This window comes from Pedobacter hiemivivus (genome assembly GCF_005144565.1).
GTDB lineage: Bacteria > Bacteroidota > Bacteroidia > Sphingobacteriales > Sphingobacteriaceae > Pedobacter > Pedobacter hiemivivus.
On the sequence record NZ_SWDX01000005.1, the window covers coordinates 544962 to 561948 of the forward strand.

Here is a 16987-nt window from a genome sequence, read left to right on the forward strand (position 1 = left end):
ATATAGCAGTTATAAAAATCAATCTTCTTATCATATTAATATTGTAAGGTCGGCAAAGCATAATAACGACTGCTCGTCAAAGAAGTCACCTCAAAAAATCTATCATAGGTATTTAATGTGCCTGAAGAATTGGTGGAATAAGAGTTTGTTAAAAGCTGTCCTATTGAAATCTCTGAGGACCCTTGATAACCTTGGTATGGGCCATCATAATAAACAACTTGATTATAATCCCCAGAGTATATATCAGTTATCATCGTTGAGAAATCCATATCTGCCGAAAGCACGGCAGGAATTGTACATTCATAATCCTGATAAAAACGTATATACGCTTCTTTCCAGGTTTCAGTAACATTCCAACCATCAAGCTCATACGTCGATGTATAACCATTTAAAACTTCGGCACGGACGTAAATCTCCTGGGTACAAACTCCCGCCCCCGTATTTGCATAATTTTGACCATTGGCATTCACGTCAGCCCATGCAATCGCATCTGCACCAGCCTGTGTAGAAGATGAGTACCTACCGGCCGGAACTATATATTTTACAACGCTCCCCATGTAGCCTGGTCCGCATTCCTTCCTAAAGTCTGCACTAACCTCAGCATTCCCTTTAAACATAGTACCATAGTTATAAACAGTTTCATGTCTCAACGGTATTGTTTCTTTACCTAAAACTTCTCTATAAGTTTTCACTAATCGTCCCATCAAATCGTACTCATATTTTGTATAGATATTATTATTATCCAAAACATAGGTAAGCTCACCAGAGAAAGTATCGTAAACATAGGATTGAACAACTGAATTTAAAGGTTGAAAACGTATATCATCGAAATACAAGTTCTCCGATCCATCTATATTTTTACATCCCACTGTTAGATTACTATTAGAAGCAGCAATAGCGGAAGCCGGTATACGCATTTCGATTAAATACCACCCCGCTGCCGACTTGTTAAAAACAGGATTATTAAAGACCGGAGATGCCCCATCAATTTGATAAAAAATCCGCGCGTTGGAAACATCACTACCTTTAACCCATACTGAAACCTGATAATCCTTAGATATTGGATCCAATTTTGAACGGGAAACCTGGTAAGAAAAACCCTGATTCCCAGGAGATAAGGACAAGCTTTTATTCCCTGAATGCGCCACGGAACTAACTACTACTCCAGCCCCCGTAGAAATATTACAACTAAATTTCCCATTGCTTAGCAGAGGATCTTCGGCTCCTGCATAAGCTATCTCATCATACCGAGCCAAGCTAGCAGAAACAATAGCTTTACTATTGTTATATCCCATTCTTGTTGCAGCATATTGATTATTAACATCCCTTGCTTCAAGTGCTTTGGAATATACATCATAAAGGGTTACGTCAAAAGACTTCTTCCACGATGAATTCTGCGAGTTCAAATTATCCCAATCAAAGTCAATAAAATTCCCTAATGCTGTAATACCATTCTGACTCTCTCCAGATGGGCTCCATATATAACTTGCACTTCTCCTCCAAACTTTACCATTTGCTAAATCATTTTGAACAATCTGGTTCCCATCAGCATCTAACACCGGTACACTATTACTCCAAAGTCCCACACTAGCTGACACCAATCCAACTTTGTTATTACCTGCATCAACCTTATAAATATACCTTGCAGCTTCCTGGCTAAGCATATTTTTACTATAACCAGTATATAACTTAGGTCCCAATTCTCTATGTTTTTTGTATGCAGGAATCATTTCTGACATCATCCGATTTCCGTAAGAATCAGTACTAACAGATTTTGTTACCGCTCCACTATAAAAATCAAAGGCTAAATTGTTCTGGGAGGTTGTTGTTCCAGCTACATAATCAAAAATAGTTTGTCCGATAGGAATTGCAGGATAAGTTTCCCTCGCTGATAAAGTAGCTTTGATATGGTGATCATTATTACTACCCGTCCATACAGACTTAACTTCAGAATACCTTTCCTTTATTAGACCTTGTTTTTGGTACTCACCCAAACGCTGCTCATACTGAGTCATAAAATCAGAGAATGGTAACAACTCTAATCCATCATGCAGATAATGATTAACAATCTCCTTCAGTTTGTTGCCAGTTTTATCATAAACTACAGATCTCTTCAATGCACCGATATTACTCAAGAATTTTTTCATTACAATATTCTTTGTAAAATATGATTCAGTTGAGGAGCGAGGCGCAGATCTTGGAGGAGAAACATTTTGTCTTCCAACCATATTATCACGAAAAACTTCAAATTGAAATGTAGTTTTCCCATCCCCGACTCGTTCAATATTATCCTCCGCGTTTATTACCGAATTTTCAGTTGTCACATATTCATACATCACACCCGGACTAGGAACCTCTCTTGATATAGAAAGCAAATGATTCATGTCTCTATACAATAGCCTTCGATAGTCCTTCAAATTTGATTCGGCATTAGGGACAGCCAATGATGGTACTATAATATTTTCAGCTTCATCTACTTCAAGGGTAATCGGTTCATACGAGGTGACACCCGAAGAGCGTTGTAGCCCTACAGGATCATTAATATATTGATAATTATAATTGTTTATATTTTTTATACCGGAAAGATTATCAATAGTAATATTTTTAACTCTTACTCCTCCTCCATAATATCGAGAATCACCACTAGACTGTAAATTCCCGGTTCTTATAACGGACGGAAAACCTCCAGAGCTCAAGATATCCGTGTTCATTTGCTGACTAACTCTAAAAAATATACGATTATTAGATATGGATGTAATTATTGGGCCATCAGGATAAGAATCACTACTAATAGGTAAGAAATTACTCTTAACATAAGTAGGAAAACCATTAAGTGACTTGACTTCCTTAAGCAATATAAAATCCAACTTATCATTGATCTTAAAAATACTAGCCAAATCCTGCCCCAGGCTATTTACATCAAAATAATAATTATTTGAGCCTTGCTTGGTAAAATTGCTTATTACGAAGGACCTGTTTTTATTTAATACAGACCTACTATAAGTATCTCCTTCGAGATTTATATTAACCTCCGCACCAAGAACGGTACTTACTTTCTTTAACGACCAGACGTCTGTAGCATTGTTTGAAATATGAGTCGTTCTTCTCGATAAATTTTCATTATTTGAAGCAATATAGTCTGCCTTATACATACCCCAGGAATCATAAAAATCCTTATTGTATGGTGGATTTTTAGTCTTTTGAACGGATCGATTTGCATTCCCCGTATTATTACCATTTCTAAGTGTATAAATATATCCGGATCCAGATGTTGATTTGGAAACAATTACACCACAAAAAACCTGCGTCCCAAAATCTGCTGTTTCAAGAAGATCTCCAATATTATAATTACCATTTGCAGTGCTATAGTAAGGGTAATTTAATGACCCGGAAGATTTATTTGCAGAGGTTTCGTCTAAATCATAACTAAACTTAATTGGGGGCAACAATGACGCTCCTCCTTTACCTCTATATGCTATTGAATTAAGACTTAATTTTCCACTTTTTGAAGCTGCATTGTTTATATCAAAACTATTTACAGTCCCCTTAGTTAAGTGATAATCATAATTAAAATCAATAATCCGAATGGATTTAGATTCTAAGACTCCCCTACCTATTACATCCACATCATTTTTATCGATAATGTTATTAGGCAACTCACAATTTGAACATGAAACAGACCTTCCTGAGGGTATATAATTTCCATTTCCACCTGCGGAAGGATAAACTAAATCTGCATCTGACGAATTCAACAAATATATTTTATCTAACCTTAAACTTTGACTGGAATTAGTACTAAAAACACCTCCATTTCTATAGTCAGTCTCTGCACTATTATTACTAGACCAATTCTTTTCAAAAATTTCTGGCGAAGCACTTTTCCCATCAATCCTGAGGTCTTTTTCAAAGATCGCAGCATGACTTCTAGTCCTAATAGCATTAAGGTAATAAATCTCTTTCTTACCCATTGACACCATATTAAAATTTGCATCGTCGTCTGTATGAGACCCCTCGGATGGATTTCTCCAAGAGTACTTATCAGACCATTTTCCATATTCAAAACTTACATAATATCCATAATCCTGTGAATCGATTTTTCCTATTGTCCCTCGATCCACATAATCAGGTCCTGTAACCGCCGTCAAATACCAGGTATAGGCATACCCTTCATTCTTTTTTTGCCGACTAAAATACAACCCCTTATCAGTTTTAATCTTTTGTTGATAAATTTCTTCATCATAAGTATAGGCGGGGAGATTATAGTGATAAGTAACTCCACTTTCGTTTGTAATGGAAAAACCTGCTATATGTGTAGAGAAAGTTGCTTGCGATGTATGTGCGATTCTATCTAGTCCATGCACAACAGGAGTTATAAATGATTTTGGTTGATCGTGATCCCAAACAGTCCCATCCCATTTGGTAGTATAATAATTGATACTTCTGGAACCTGCCACTTTATTGCCTGATACTCCTGACTCCCACTCAGAATCTTCATACTGCGGACCGCTATTAGGAGGGCTGGAAAAAATAATTCCTGCGTCAAGAGTCCAATAATCCGGATAATCCTGCAAATAATTATTCGAAAAATCTCCTTCAAATCGGAATTCAGGTGGTCCTGTTGCCGTACTGTTGCTAATGTATCCAACAGCACGCACAAGTGTATTATTATCTATACGCTCAATCTTGTTTTGGGAGTGTGCTTCTCCGTTAAATCTAAATGGTCGCATTGAGCCTCCCAGCCCCTGAGCAGTAACTTGATAGGAATCATATGCCGGATATGCTCCACCCTGAAGTTTAGCAGGATCCGGATTATCAATTACATTTGTACCTTCTTCTTGAAGTGAATAACTATCATAAGCCTCGCTATCTGGTATTTCGGTGTAATAATAGTAATTCGGATGAAGGCTACCTGTAATATGTGAGCTTTGCGTTTCATCAGACCAATACCTGGTTTTCTCCTTACCCCAGCTAACAATGCCCAAATCAACTGAAGTACTCCGTGTGGATGTACGAACACCGCCAGAACCACTATTCTCCAATGTCGATGAATACCCTCCAACTGATATACTAGGATTACTTGATGATGAAAGTGAACCACTCACCCCTACCAAACTTTGACTGGTCATCCCTTTGCCATAAGAAACTGAAGCAGATACCCCAAAACCACCAGTATGAAAATTTGTCGAATAATTTGCACCATAATTTAAACTTAAATTACTACTACTATTACCAATTGGCACTTTTACTCCCAATCCTATACCAACATATGGTTGTTGCCCATAAGCGGTTACTCCAACAGTTGCATTCAATGACAATGGAGAGTTTTTACCCAAACTAACCCCCACTCCTAAATTCCAGCCAACACCATTACCTTTATAAGTATCATTGGAAAAAGAAAGGCCAAAAGAAGCACTTACAACATTACCAATAATAGGTACTGTGACACCAAAACTTCGAGTCACTGTTATTCCACCCTCCCAATAATCCCTTTTACTTGCACTCGAGGCCATCCAATCATCTGGATACCCACTGACATTTCTATTAATTGCACCAGGATTTAAAGTCCATCCTAGGCCAACCCAGCTCGCATCCTCATTTGGCTGAATACCAGCATGATTGGATAAAGAAAGAGGATACCCCCCCTCAGGACCGGGCACCTCTAATAAAGGAAGGCTGTAAGCTAAATCACCTGTCAATAGATTGACCATATCAGTCGTATCGACCGGCTCAAAACTACTAGCTTCAGGAGCCGTTGGCCCTGAGGTTAAAGCGTAAGCAACTATAGGCGTCGCCAGTTGATTCAGTATACTAAATACCAATATTAAGCATACTGTCTTTTTTACTTGTCTCCTAAATGTTCTAGTCATTTTTGCAATTCACTAAAGGTTCCTATAATCCAGGTTATATAAACTATTTATATTATTCACATTAAAATCGAACTCCAGCCTTCCCAGCTTCAATCCAAATTCCTCTACTACTATTTTAAGATCCGTTTTGCTTCTAATCTTATCGGCCTCAAACACAACTAATAATTCATTTGCACCAGATAGTCCGAACGTTTGCTGAAATGAACAGTCTCCTGCTTGAACTATGTTACTTCCAGACCATGCATTCACCTTGCCCTGCATTCTAAATGATAACACTTGAACTAAGTCACTGTAAGTATTAAAGTCCAATTGCTTTAATAATTCTTTACCCTCTTTTGAAAAACTCATTAGAAAAAAATAATTCTTCTTTAGCTTATTAATTACCACATCTTCTTTTGTTTTGTATCTTAAAGCGATCAGTTGCCACGGTAAATATTTTAGTGTAACATCTATTTCATGTATGCTTTTCTTTTCTGTAAGTCCATTTTTTTCCGAATTGATAAACTTATTAAGCGCAACTCTGTCATTTATTTTTGGTTGACAGCCTAATAACAAAGAAACAATTACAGTCATAGCTATATGTCCGGAAATATTCATTACTTATTCTTTAAATATTCTTTATTAAGTTTTTCCAAAACATCATTGGTAATATCAAGTCCTTCACGGGCATAAGCAATAGTCCCCACTTGATTGGCAATAAGAATAAGCTTATAACTGTTCTTTTTACCATAATCTTCTAAAACTGCATTTATCTGAGAAACTATCTCTTGATTTACCTTTGCCTGTTCACGACCATCATTTTCTCTTATAGCTCTTTGATAATCTGAGAGCTGTTTTCTCTTATTCCCAATTATTTGTCTTGAAAGTTCCTGTTCTTTTTTAGACATCCCCGATAATTCCTTCTCGTATTTCTTCATCAACCCTTGAACCTCAAATGTTAATGTATCAATATTAGCCTTCCATTGATTAGCCTTCACTTCATAGGCTTTCCTGGCCTTTTCAGATCCTTTATACTCACTAAATATTTTAGCAGAATCCACATAAGCAACTTTATCATTTTTAAATAGATGTTGATACAATAAGAAACAGACTCCAACCGAACACAGTAATAAGAGAAAAAGGATAGCCTTAAAAAATTTGGTGTTTTGTAATAAATTCATGAGATGATGTTATAGCTTAACTAATTATTTTTGTTTCTTAAAATTACGACTATTGGCCTTAGTGGCTTTTTTCAGCCTTGATTCAAAATCTGGAACAAAAACCTTTATTTTGGAATCAGTATCTTTTCTAATCACAGACAACCTTTTTATTTTCTCAGGCTGAGATAAAGTAGAATCATTGTAAATTTGATTTAAACCTTCTGTCGATCTATCCATTAATGCAATAACTTTTTTTGCCTCTTCTATGGACACCCCCATCTGTTGACTGAAATACTCCACTCTTTTAATTTGAAAGCTCTCAGATCCTCCCATAGACTTCAGTACTTGAGCCTTAACAGATGTGGTATTGACAAACACAAAAAGAAAGAATATGGATGTAACTGAAAAAGTCTTAAAACAAAATAAAGTGGATTTCATGGTCATGTTAATTATTAGATATTTCAAATCATATCAATACTAACAAAACCCAGTGCAGTCGCTATGCACTAAAAAAATAAATTAAAAAAAAGTAAAAAATAAAAAACAAGCAAATTAACTCAGAAATGCAATAAATATAAATGAGAAGAAAAAAGCTAAATTCCTTCAGTGCACAAAACTGAAAATCCAGCTCTTAAAAAACCATTACCCCAATCACTATCGCAATCCTTACAGTGTTGTGAATAGTCTCCAAAACACCTTTTATCAATTCTGATTTAATCCGTTTCAGATCTCCAATATAGAACTCCCACTCTTCGGTGTAATAGTAAGTTTCCCGAAGCCTAGAGTAGGCTATTGGAGCATCGAACTCTGATTTGAGGTAATCCAAAATAACATGCAGAAACCGCTTAGAAATACCCAATTTTTCGGCCATAAAATCTGGAGAACCAGTTGTCTCTTTTAAAATGCATTCATGAATTCTTTTTAAGAGCGTTAAATCTACTTTCATAACATTACTATATAAGCGTTAAAAACTATTACTCATTTGGAACATTGGCAGATACATGGCAATCAAAATCACTCCGACTACTAATCCTAAAAAAATAATGATCAGTGGCTCCAATAAACTACTAATCGTATTAGTACGATATTCCACTTCCTCCGTGTACTGTGCTGCTATTTTTTCAAAGAAATAATCCATCCGGTTTACCTCCTCACCAACCTTAATCAGTTGGATCATTTTGGGAGGATAAAAAGGAAAAGCGGACAGGCTTTTATGCAAAGATTCCCCTTGCAAAATATCCTGCTCAACTTTCAATAATGAAGTTTCAATCGGGTAGTAATCGATCATCTGCCTTACCAGGGCAATAGACCGCAATAAAGGCGTATCTGTACTCACCAGCAAGCGCATGGTGTTGGCAAAACGTGCCAAGTAAATTTTCTTCACCAAATCGCCCACAACTGGCACCTTCAACAACAAACTCGACGAAAAGCTCCTAAACCAATCGGCTTTACGTTTAAATAAATAAATGACTACCAACACCAGAACAAACAACACCAGAAATATAAAATACCGGTCAAACCAACCCGAAAAACTAATAATCAAAGCGGTAATCCAGGGCAACTTACCCCCAAAGCGTAAAAACACATCGGCAAACATGGGCACCACAAACTTGATCATAAAAAATACCGCCCCAAGAGACGACAGCAACACAATGGCAGGATAAGTAACCGCACTCACAATCTTCCTTCGCTGCTGTATCTTACTCTTGTAATACTTAGCCAAATCAGTCAATACATCACCCAGCTTACCCGTCTCTTCCCCTATCCTGATGCTATAATATTCATAATCGCTAAACCGCTCCGTTTCCTTTAAAGCTTCCGACAAAGCAGCGCCAGACAATATCCTTTGCCTAATGCCTTCAAACAAAATCTTGTCTTTAGCGTTTTCCTGATCCACCAAGATCAACTCCAAAGAAGTCCGTAAATCGATACCCGATAAAAGCAAAGTGCTCAGCTCTACATACAAGCCTTCCTTCTTTTTATCCGAGACTTGTTTGCTACCAAAACTAATGTCCTTGTTCAGAAAGGCAAACAAATCGCCATCCCCGCTTTTCTGAACTGGCTGTTTTTTTTTCTGATAACGTGAGATATCTATTGAAGGCATAATTATTTAAATAAATCCTGAGCACTATATATTTTTTGGTAATGAAGGGGAATCAACTGCCCCTGCACCACCGTTTCAAAACTAAACTGATCAATAGGCTGTCCTTCTTCCGCAACATTACTTTCAAACAAAAAAGTGGGACTGTTCAGCTGTAACTTAAAAGTATCCGTCCTTATGGAAAACTGGTCACGCAGCACAAAACCAGAATCAATACGATAACTAATCAATCCGCCCTCCATTTCCATAGCCAGTCCATCCGAAGATTTTACAATGTGCCTGGCGCCTAAAAAATCCTGTTTTAACAATTTATCTACCAATACAAACCCAGCCAGGTCATCCTGTTTCTTCGAAAAACCGATATAAGAGCCACTTACAATGCGGTAAGCGGTAAATGTAATCGCAATAGCAATCCCCGCGATCAGCATGGCGATAGTCACTTCCATCAGTGTAAAAGCAGGAACCTTCTTATTCAGGCTCATCTTTTCCAACTTTAACAACACGTTTCAGCACTCCTATTTCCTTACCTTGTTCAATCGCAACGACCTTCACTAACCTCAAATCAGGATAAGTCTGATAAGGTGTAACCGTTTTTTGGAAAGCCATGCTATCTATCGCAATCACTTCATCTTTCCAATTGCCTGCAGCAATGCTTTCGGCTATCCATCCAGAAAGAATAGCCTTTACACGTTGTTGCTTTACTGAAGGCGAAGACCGCATCACATTGGCATAAATACCTGTAGCCAGCACAAATACAATCAGGATCACGACCATCGCTACAATCACCTCCAACAGCGTAGAGGCCTTTATTTTTCCTTTCAGTTTAGCCATCTTAAAATTCTTTGCTCGCGGTGATCTCTTTTAAATATGGACGAGCTGAGATAATATTTGCTCAACATTTTACGATTCAACGTAATGTCTATTAGGTAATTTTCGTAAAGCGTAGTAGGTGTTTGCATGATAAAGCGTTTGGCACTGGTTTTCCCATAAACTGCAGTCGTTTTCTCCATTTTTACATACGCTGTAGCATATACCTCTCCATTTACTTTGCAATTTTTGGCCAATGAAATAATCGTTTGTAAAGGGCTTCTCGTTTTTTCATAACTGAATAAAACACCCGAAAATCGTCCGCCCTCTCCTAAGCTAAGCTTCGCCTGGATCTTACTTTCCTCAGGCTTAAATATCCCCGCAAATGAAGGGTAATCAAACACACAATTCTTACCGATAATAATGGAGTCCCGGGCAAACAACTGACAACTACCTTTAAAGCCCCCGGCAACAATTATAGCTGGGGCATAGATCTGTACATGATCCAATCGGGTATCGGCATCGATGTTAACTGTAGTATCCGAAACCAGTATAATTTTTCCGTTAAGCTTCCGGCTCCCAAGATTCATTTGAGTAGCAGCTAATTTATAGATATCAGTAGCGTTAAAAAAAGAGCACGAAATTGAATCTTTAACAAAAAAGGGCAGGCCCTCCACAGTCTTTAAATTGGCTTCAATCTCCTGAATTAATTTGTCATTCAACACCGGTAAGCCCCGATCGCTATTTTTAATAGCTCCATAAATCAACTCTTTTCCAGCGTAAGGCTTGCCCTCTACATAAGCTTGCTTAAGCCCGGATTTAGGCAATTGTCCATCGCCCGTTATTTGAGTGTTACCACTAACCGATAGCGGTCGGTCTTCGTCTGCCAGATAAATGGCATTCGGGTCTGTGAAGGCATCCCCCGAAAAAAAGGCACGCTTCAACGTATCCTTCGCCTCAAACGCTTTGACTGTATTTAACTCATAAACACCCCAAAGCTCTTTCTTTAGAACAAGACTATCCTTTTGGTCTTCAAATAGGTCAACAGATTTTGCTTCATCATAATAATTAAATCCTTCAGAAAGCAAAACAGCAGTACCCGATTCCAGATTAACCAGCAGCTTATCGAATCTCGTCTTTTTCTGTACCTCTTGCCTGTAATAAAAAGCGATGGTTAATAGCGACGCCGAGATCATTGCAATAAGCAACGACACAATAACAACAATATAGAGCGCTCCTGCTTTAATCATGACCAGCTATGCTGCTTTAGGCTTTTTCTTTTTATCAAATAGTTTACCCATAAAACGTGGTATACGCAATTTCTTCCGTACTACTACTTTCCCATCTTTGTACCGCAGTTCTTTTACCCCAGTCCCAGCATAAGTATATTGTTTCCCATTCAGTAGATCGTTTTTATACTTCCCCGTTTCCAATACCTTTCCTACAGAATCATACTTGTGGTAAATACCATCCATACGTCCCAGATTCCAGGTATAATCATCCTTTAACTTCCCTTTCTCATCCCAACGCTTCCACACGCCACTTTTTAGCCCTTTATCCAGACTCCCCTTTTCTTTTAAATTTTTATCGGCATAAAACTCCTCATAACGGCCATTCAGCAATTTACCACTAAAACCACCTTGTGTACTCTTAATTCGGTCATTAGAGAACCAATAATAACGTTTATCGGTATCCAAAGAAATCTGTTTTACGGGCTTCACATAAGCCACAATTGTCCTATCCTCCTCATTCACGATTATTTTGTGCGTCAAATAATCCTTTTCATACTTCTGTCCCACAGCTACACCAACTGATCCGACGAAAAAGAGCGAAAGCAAAAAAATTCTTATGTATTGTCTAATCATTGTTTTATGTATTTCTGTTTATCTTTCCAGCTCACTAGTACCGAATCTTTTTTATTCTTAAGCAATTGAAGGCCTTCAAAATGCTCTCCTTCCGCCAGCATTCGTTCTTTACCATTAACCAGAACTATAGCTACCATTTTCTTAGTTACCGGATTAATGATATAACCAGAATATTTAATGATACTCCAATCTACAGTTGGCTTTGGAGGCAGTGCTGGAGCAAAATTTACTGGTTTCAATGTAGGCTCGGCAATTTTTGACTCTGCCAATACAGGGGCTATTCCAGCCAAAAAAGGATCTTTATAGTTTAAGACAAGCTTAAAAGTATCTTCCTTTAAAACATACTGATCATAAGGTTCATGCTTAGCTGCAACTGAAGGACTTTTCAATACGTAATCCTCTTCCGTATTGTTAAAAAAGAGCCGATACAAAATTACACCCCATACCACAGCTACCGCACAGATCAGAAACCAGGTGAGCTTTTTATTTTTAGCAGCTTGCATATTACTGAATTACAAAGCTTCTTAACTCGCTATACGCTCCAGTGTTTCCAGCCTCATCTATTGCCCGCACTTCCCAGTAAACCTTCTCGCCGCTTACACCTTCAGTAAAGCTGTAATTAGTTGCAGTTAAGGTCATCGGAAATTTGCTGCTATAAAGCACTCTACCTTCGCTTTTATAAGCATACAATTGATACTTTGTAGCAGTCGCCGTTGTATTCCACCTTAGATTAACAGGCTTTGCTACCGATTCATTATTTGCCGGAGCATTTAAAAGCACGATTGTGGGTGGAGTTTTGTCGTAGGTAATATTTTGAATGACCGACCACTTGGATTCAGCCGTATCATTTTTAGCTTTTACCCGCCATTTATAAAGCTTATCCCGTTCAAAGGTTACTGCAAATTCCTGCCCTGGAAGCGTTTTATCCAGAAACAGCTTACTTTCATCGATAAAATTATTGGTGTCTATTTGCAGCGTATACTTATCAGCGCCAAACAACTTAAGCCAGGTAAAAGTATGCGCAGCTTGATTGCTCAGCGTATTGTTCCCTGGCAATTGCAGCTGCACCTGCTGTTCTTTTATGGAACTTGCATAGATAAAAAAAGAAGATCTAAAATAGGGTGTCTGACTGCTTCCATTCTCGCCCCTTACCCGCCACTCGTAATTTCCTGGATCTAGTGTATAATTGAACCTATTGGTCTCTAAGAGTGTGTCCAATATGAGCGTCAAAGTCTGATCGAAATTAGGGCTTACGACCTGCAGTCGATATTTTAAAGCATCCTCAACGGGCTCCCACCAAAAGGTTTGGCTATACCGACTACTTTCCGCCCCATTTGTAGGAGCCAACAATACCACATTTCTTTTTTCAATAGAAGGTTCTATAAATTCCTTGCAGCCTGTTAGCAGAATAGCCAAAGCTATAGTGAAGGTGAAGAGCGCTTTCATAATTAGAGATTAATTACCCTAAATATAGGAAAACCGTTTTCAAAAAAACAAATGGTTTATAAAAATACTGAGATAAGTAAAAAATAATCATCTCAGTATAGAACATCCGTCAGCCATTAGTATGGGTAGGGGATGACTACGGCTTAAGTTGGGAATAAGTAGCGGGTTGCTTTACCCTTGCTTTAGGGTTGGGTTAGGGTTGCTATACCCTAGGGGTAAACCAAGGGTAAGGCAACCCTAAAGGAAGGGTAACGCAAGGGTAAAGCAACCCCCTACTTATCCTCTATTCATTCCCAACTTATCCCCCACTCATAGCAATGCCTGACAAAGACAAATTTAAGCTGTGATAATTTAGCTAAAGCGGTATATTTGCTGAACAATAAACGCAGCTCCTACAATAAAAAACAACAAATCAGACATAGATGAATATCTTACTATTAGGTTCCGGAGGCAGAGAAAGTGCCCTTGCATGGAAAATCAGCCAGTCTTCGCAATGCGCACAATTATTTATCGCACCAGGTAACGGCGGTACAAATGCTTACGGTAAAAACGTAAACATCAACCCCAACAACTTCGAAGCGGTAAAAGCCCTTGTACTTAAAGAAAATATCCAACTGGTTGTAGTTGGTCCAGAAGAACCATTAGTAAATGGTATTCATGATTTTTTTGTAAATGACGATATCCTTGCCAAAATCCCCGTAATCGGACCGAAAAAAGAAGGTGCCATCCTGGAAGGAAGTAAAGATTTCTCTAAGCAATTCATGGCACGCCATAACATTCCTACACCAGGTTCTGAATCATTTACCAATGAAACCTTACAACAGGGCTTAGCCTACCTGGAAAACCACAGCTTACCGGTTGTATTGAAAGCCGACGGTCTTGCAGCAGGTAAAGGTGTAGTAATTTGCCAGACCATCGCAGAAGCTAAAGAAGAATTGCAACTGATGCTAGGTGGCAAATTTGGTACTGCCGGATCACTAGTTGTAATTGAAGAATACCTGACAGGTATCGAGCTTTCGGTATTTGTACTTACAGACGGTGACAATTACGTAATATTACCTGAGGCAAAGGATTACAAAAAAATTGGTCAGGCCGATACCGGCTTAAATACCGGTGGTATGGGTTCTGTTTCACCAGTACCTTTTGCCGACAAAAAGTTCATGGATGCAGTAGAAGAAAGCATCATCAAACCAACTATTAACGGACTAAAGAAAGACAAAATAGACTATACTGGCTTTATTTTCTTCGGTTTATTTAAAGTTGGCGACAAGCCAATGATTATCGAATACAATTGCCGCATGGGCGATCCGGAAACGGAAAGCGTAATGCTAAGGATAGAAAACGACCTTGTGGAACTATTCATGGCAACGGCTAATAAAAAACTAAAAGATTATAAACTAAATATCAGCCCTAAAAATGCCGCAACGGTTATGATTGTAGCTGGTGGCTATCCAGGCGAATACGAAAAAGGCAAAGCCATCACTGGAATTGAAAACGTACGTCAATCCCTGGTATTCCATGCAGGGACAAACCTTGAAGGCGGCGTAGTAAAAACCAATGGCGGACGTGTCTTGGCAGTCTCAAGCTTGCAAGACAGTCAATTCGAAGCCCTTCAATCAGCGACAGCTGATGCAGCACGCATTTACTTCGATGGCAAGTACTTCAGAGAAGATATTGGATTTGATTTAGTATAACGCTTTAAATCATTAACCACGCAAAAGGGCGTATCACACAAAATGATACGCCCTTTACATTTATAAATAAATCCGATTAAGGTTGTGGTTGCAATTTAAGTCCGGAAATCCCCGTAACCACTTCTTCTTCCTCTTTTCCTTTACCTTTTTTCTTCTTTTTCTTAGTGCCACCATTTAAACGATCTTCCAGCACTTTTTCAAACTCAGGTAACTGATCTCCTTTTAAAATCGTTCTGATGTTATCATTGGTATCGTTCTGAAGTTTATAAAACTTCGTTACATCATCTTCTTTTGATGTTCCCGCCTGCTGCCTTTTAATCAAATCCAGTTGCTGCTTCGACATATCAAACACATAATTGTAAATCACACTTTTCTGTGTTGATGTCAGCTTCAATCTTTTTTCTAACTCATCAACACTTTTAACAGTCATTTCCTGCGCTGTAGGCATCTTCTGCTGTGCATTAGTAAAGGTGTTAAAACCTAACAACAGCATCACAGCTAAAATATATCTTTTCATGATCATGTAATTCTATTGCGCAATTTAAAAATAAAATAGGGATTCTCCTCGCAGTCTGGAATCTTTTCCCTGAAGAAGGAAAATCTTCATAGGTCTCCTCGGAAAACCCAATTTTGCCCTCACAAACGCATAGCCTGAAAACAGCATGTCCCCCATAGGCAAAAAAACCTAACTAAAAAGGGCGAATAAACCGGTTAACCCGACCTATTCACCCTTTTACTATTTTATAGGAAGCACCTCTTTTTGTGAGTCCCCCCTCTTTCGTTTTTGTGAGGAAGAAAATTACCTTCTCAGAAAGAGCCTCAGCGTTCTTCGCCCTTCAGCGAAGCAATGCAGCTCTTGAAGAGAACGGTTATTTTCTACTTTCCTTTCACTAAAACCTCAGCCAATTTCTTCTGCAACTCTTCACCTCTAACATTTTTAGCGATGATCTTACCATTAGGATCGATTAAAAAGTTTGCAGGGATACCACGTACACCGTACATTGTTGAAGCTGCATTCTCCCAACCTTTCAAGTCAGATAATTGAGTCCAAGCTAAGCCGTCTTTTGCGATCGCAGCTAACCAAGCATCTTTTTTACCTGGGTTATCTAAAGAAACACCAAGAACAGTAAAGTTTTGATCTTTGAACTTGTTGTAAGCAGCTACCACGTTAGGGTTTTCAGCACGACAAGGACCGCACCATGAAGCCCAGAAATCAAGCAATACATACTTTCCACGGAAGTCAGACAATTTAACTGGTTTGTCATTCACGTCATTTTGAGTGAAATCCATAGCCATTTGACCTACACCTGTTTTTTTAGCAGATTCAATCTCTTTAGTAATGCTTTTACCAAGATCAGTTGCTTTTACAGCAGCAGAGAATTTATTGAATTCAGCTTCAGTACCTTTAAGGTCCGCATCTACATCCGCTGTTGCTTTAAATGCTACTAAACCCACATAAGAGTTAAGGTTAGCTGCATAAAACTGTTTGTTTAATACATCTAATTCTTTTCTGATGGCTTCATCACGGCTAATAATTCCTTTCATGAATTCCTCATCCTGACGTGCATTAGGACCTTTGGCACGAAACTCAGCCATTAAAGCCGCGTTCTTATCACTAGCTGATTTAGTTAATGCTTTGTATTTAGCATCATCCTCATTCACTTTAGAACCTTTGATAACAGCGTTTACTAATGAATCTGTAGTTGAAACCACTTGAATGGTTGCTGGCTCAAGATAAAACATAATAGCATCAGGAGCAGTACCACGTTTTGTAGGTTCAGCATGAGTAACTCTAATAGAAGCCTGAGTAATTCCGTTTACAGTTCCTGCAAATGCGAATTTACCGCCAACGATATTTACAGAGTCAACGATTTGTTTAGCCCTTGGGCCATAATATAAAAAGGCTTTTGCAGGTGAACCTAAGTTCCCTACCTTACCTGTAACTGCAAATTTGCTTTGTGCCATAACGGCTGCAGGCAACAAACAAGCTGCGATCAGTGTGATCTTTTTCATAGTTTTTCTTTTATTGAAATAATAAGTTTGGTTATTCAAGTCCAAATGTAATTAA

The 16987-nt window shown here is 38.3% G+C and carries 15 protein-coding genes; 1 reads left to right on the plus strand and 14 read right to left on the minus strand.

Translation table 11 applies throughout. The annotated features are described in order from the left end of the window. Window positions 1-35 precede the first annotated feature (35 nt). From FBD94_RS15410 to FBD94_RS15465, 12 genes are all read right to left on the minus strand, one after another. Window positions 36-5867: a DUF5977 domain-containing protein gene (locus FBD94_RS15410; RefSeq protein ID WP_136880828.1), complete on the minus strand. Its 5832-nt coding sequence runs from the start codon at window positions 5865-5867 to the stop codon at window positions 36-38. A 12-nt stretch (window positions 5868-5879) separates the two neighbouring features. Continuing rightward, entirely contained in the window at window positions 5880-6464 is a 585-nt protein-coding gene (locus FBD94_RS15415) for a hypothetical protein (RefSeq protein ID WP_136880829.1), read from the minus strand. Then, window positions 6464-7027, minus strand: coding sequence for an OmpH family outer membrane protein (locus tag FBD94_RS15420; RefSeq protein WP_136880830.1), 564 nt, complete (start codon window positions 7025-7027; stop codon window positions 6464-6466). The genes FBD94_RS15415 and FBD94_RS15420 overlap by 1 nt, the downstream gene beginning before the upstream one ends. Before the next feature lie 24 nt (window positions 7028-7051). After that, window positions 7052-7450 carry a hypothetical protein gene (locus FBD94_RS15425; protein ID WP_136880831.1) on the minus strand — a complete coding sequence of 133 codons (399 nt, stop codon included), beginning with the start codon at window positions 7448-7450 and terminating at the stop codon, window positions 7052-7054. Between the two features lie 187 nt (window positions 7451-7637). Beyond that, complete coding sequence (locus tag FBD94_RS15430) at window positions 7638-7952, minus strand: hypothetical protein (RefSeq protein WP_136880832.1); 315 nt, start codon at window positions 7950-7952, stop codon at window positions 7638-7640. An 18-nt stretch (window positions 7953-7970) separates the two neighbouring features. After that, window positions 7971-9110, minus strand: coding sequence for a type II secretion system F family protein (locus FBD94_RS15435; RefSeq protein WP_136880833.1), 1140 nt, complete (start codon window positions 9108-9110; stop codon window positions 7971-7973). Window positions 9111-9112: 2 nt separating this feature from the next. Further along, window positions 9113-9589, minus strand: coding sequence for a prepilin-type N-terminal cleavage/methylation domain-containing protein (locus FBD94_RS15440; RefSeq protein WP_136880834.1), 477 nt, complete (start codon window positions 9587-9589; stop codon window positions 9113-9115). Beyond that, window positions 9576-9938, minus strand: coding sequence for a PulJ/GspJ family protein (locus FBD94_RS15445; protein ID WP_136880835.1), 363 nt, complete (start codon window positions 9936-9938; stop codon window positions 9576-9578). The genes FBD94_RS15440 and FBD94_RS15445 overlap by 14 nt, the downstream gene beginning before the upstream one ends. Next, window positions 9926-11164: a hypothetical protein gene (locus tag FBD94_RS15450; protein ID WP_136880836.1), complete on the minus strand. Its 1239-nt coding sequence runs from the start codon at window positions 11162-11164 to the stop codon at window positions 9926-9928. The genes FBD94_RS15445 and FBD94_RS15450 overlap by 13 nt, the downstream gene beginning before the upstream one ends. 6 nt (window positions 11165-11170) lie before the next feature. Continuing rightward, window positions 11171-11779, minus strand: coding sequence for a toxin-antitoxin system YwqK family antitoxin (locus tag FBD94_RS15455; RefSeq protein WP_136880837.1), 609 nt, complete (start codon window positions 11777-11779; stop codon window positions 11171-11173). After that, window positions 11776-12282: a hypothetical protein gene (locus tag FBD94_RS15460; protein WP_136880838.1), complete on the minus strand. Its 507-nt coding sequence runs from the start codon at window positions 12280-12282 to the stop codon at window positions 11776-11778. Before FBD94_RS15460 ends, FBD94_RS15455 begins: the two co-directional genes overlap by 4 nt. A 1-nt stretch (window position 12283) precedes the next feature. Then, window positions 12284-13225 (minus strand): hypothetical protein, encoded by a 942-nt coding sequence (locus tag FBD94_RS15465; protein ID WP_136880839.1) that lies wholly within the window; start codon window positions 13223-13225, stop codon window positions 12284-12286. A gap of 422 nt (window positions 13226-13647) precedes the next feature. Between FBD94_RS15465 and purD the strand changes: the two genes are divergently transcribed. Beyond that, the gene (purD, locus tag FBD94_RS15470; protein WP_136880840.1) at window positions 13648-14919 is read left to right on the plus strand and encodes a phosphoribosylamine--glycine ligase; all 1272 of its coding nucleotides are present in this window, start codon (window positions 13648-13650) and stop codon (window positions 14917-14919) included. Between the two features lie 76 nt (window positions 14920-14995). Here purD and FBD94_RS15475 read toward each other — a convergent pair whose 3' ends face one another. Next, entirely contained in the window at window positions 14996-15436 is a 441-nt protein-coding gene (locus FBD94_RS15475) for a hypothetical protein (RefSeq protein WP_136880841.1), read from the minus strand. Window positions 15437-15795: 359 nt separating this feature from the next. After that, window positions 15796-16932 (minus strand): TlpA disulfide reductase family protein, encoded by a 1137-nt coding sequence (locus FBD94_RS15480; RefSeq protein WP_136880842.1) that lies wholly within the window; start codon window positions 16930-16932, stop codon window positions 15796-15798. Between the last annotated feature and the right edge of the window lie 55 nt (window positions 16933-16987).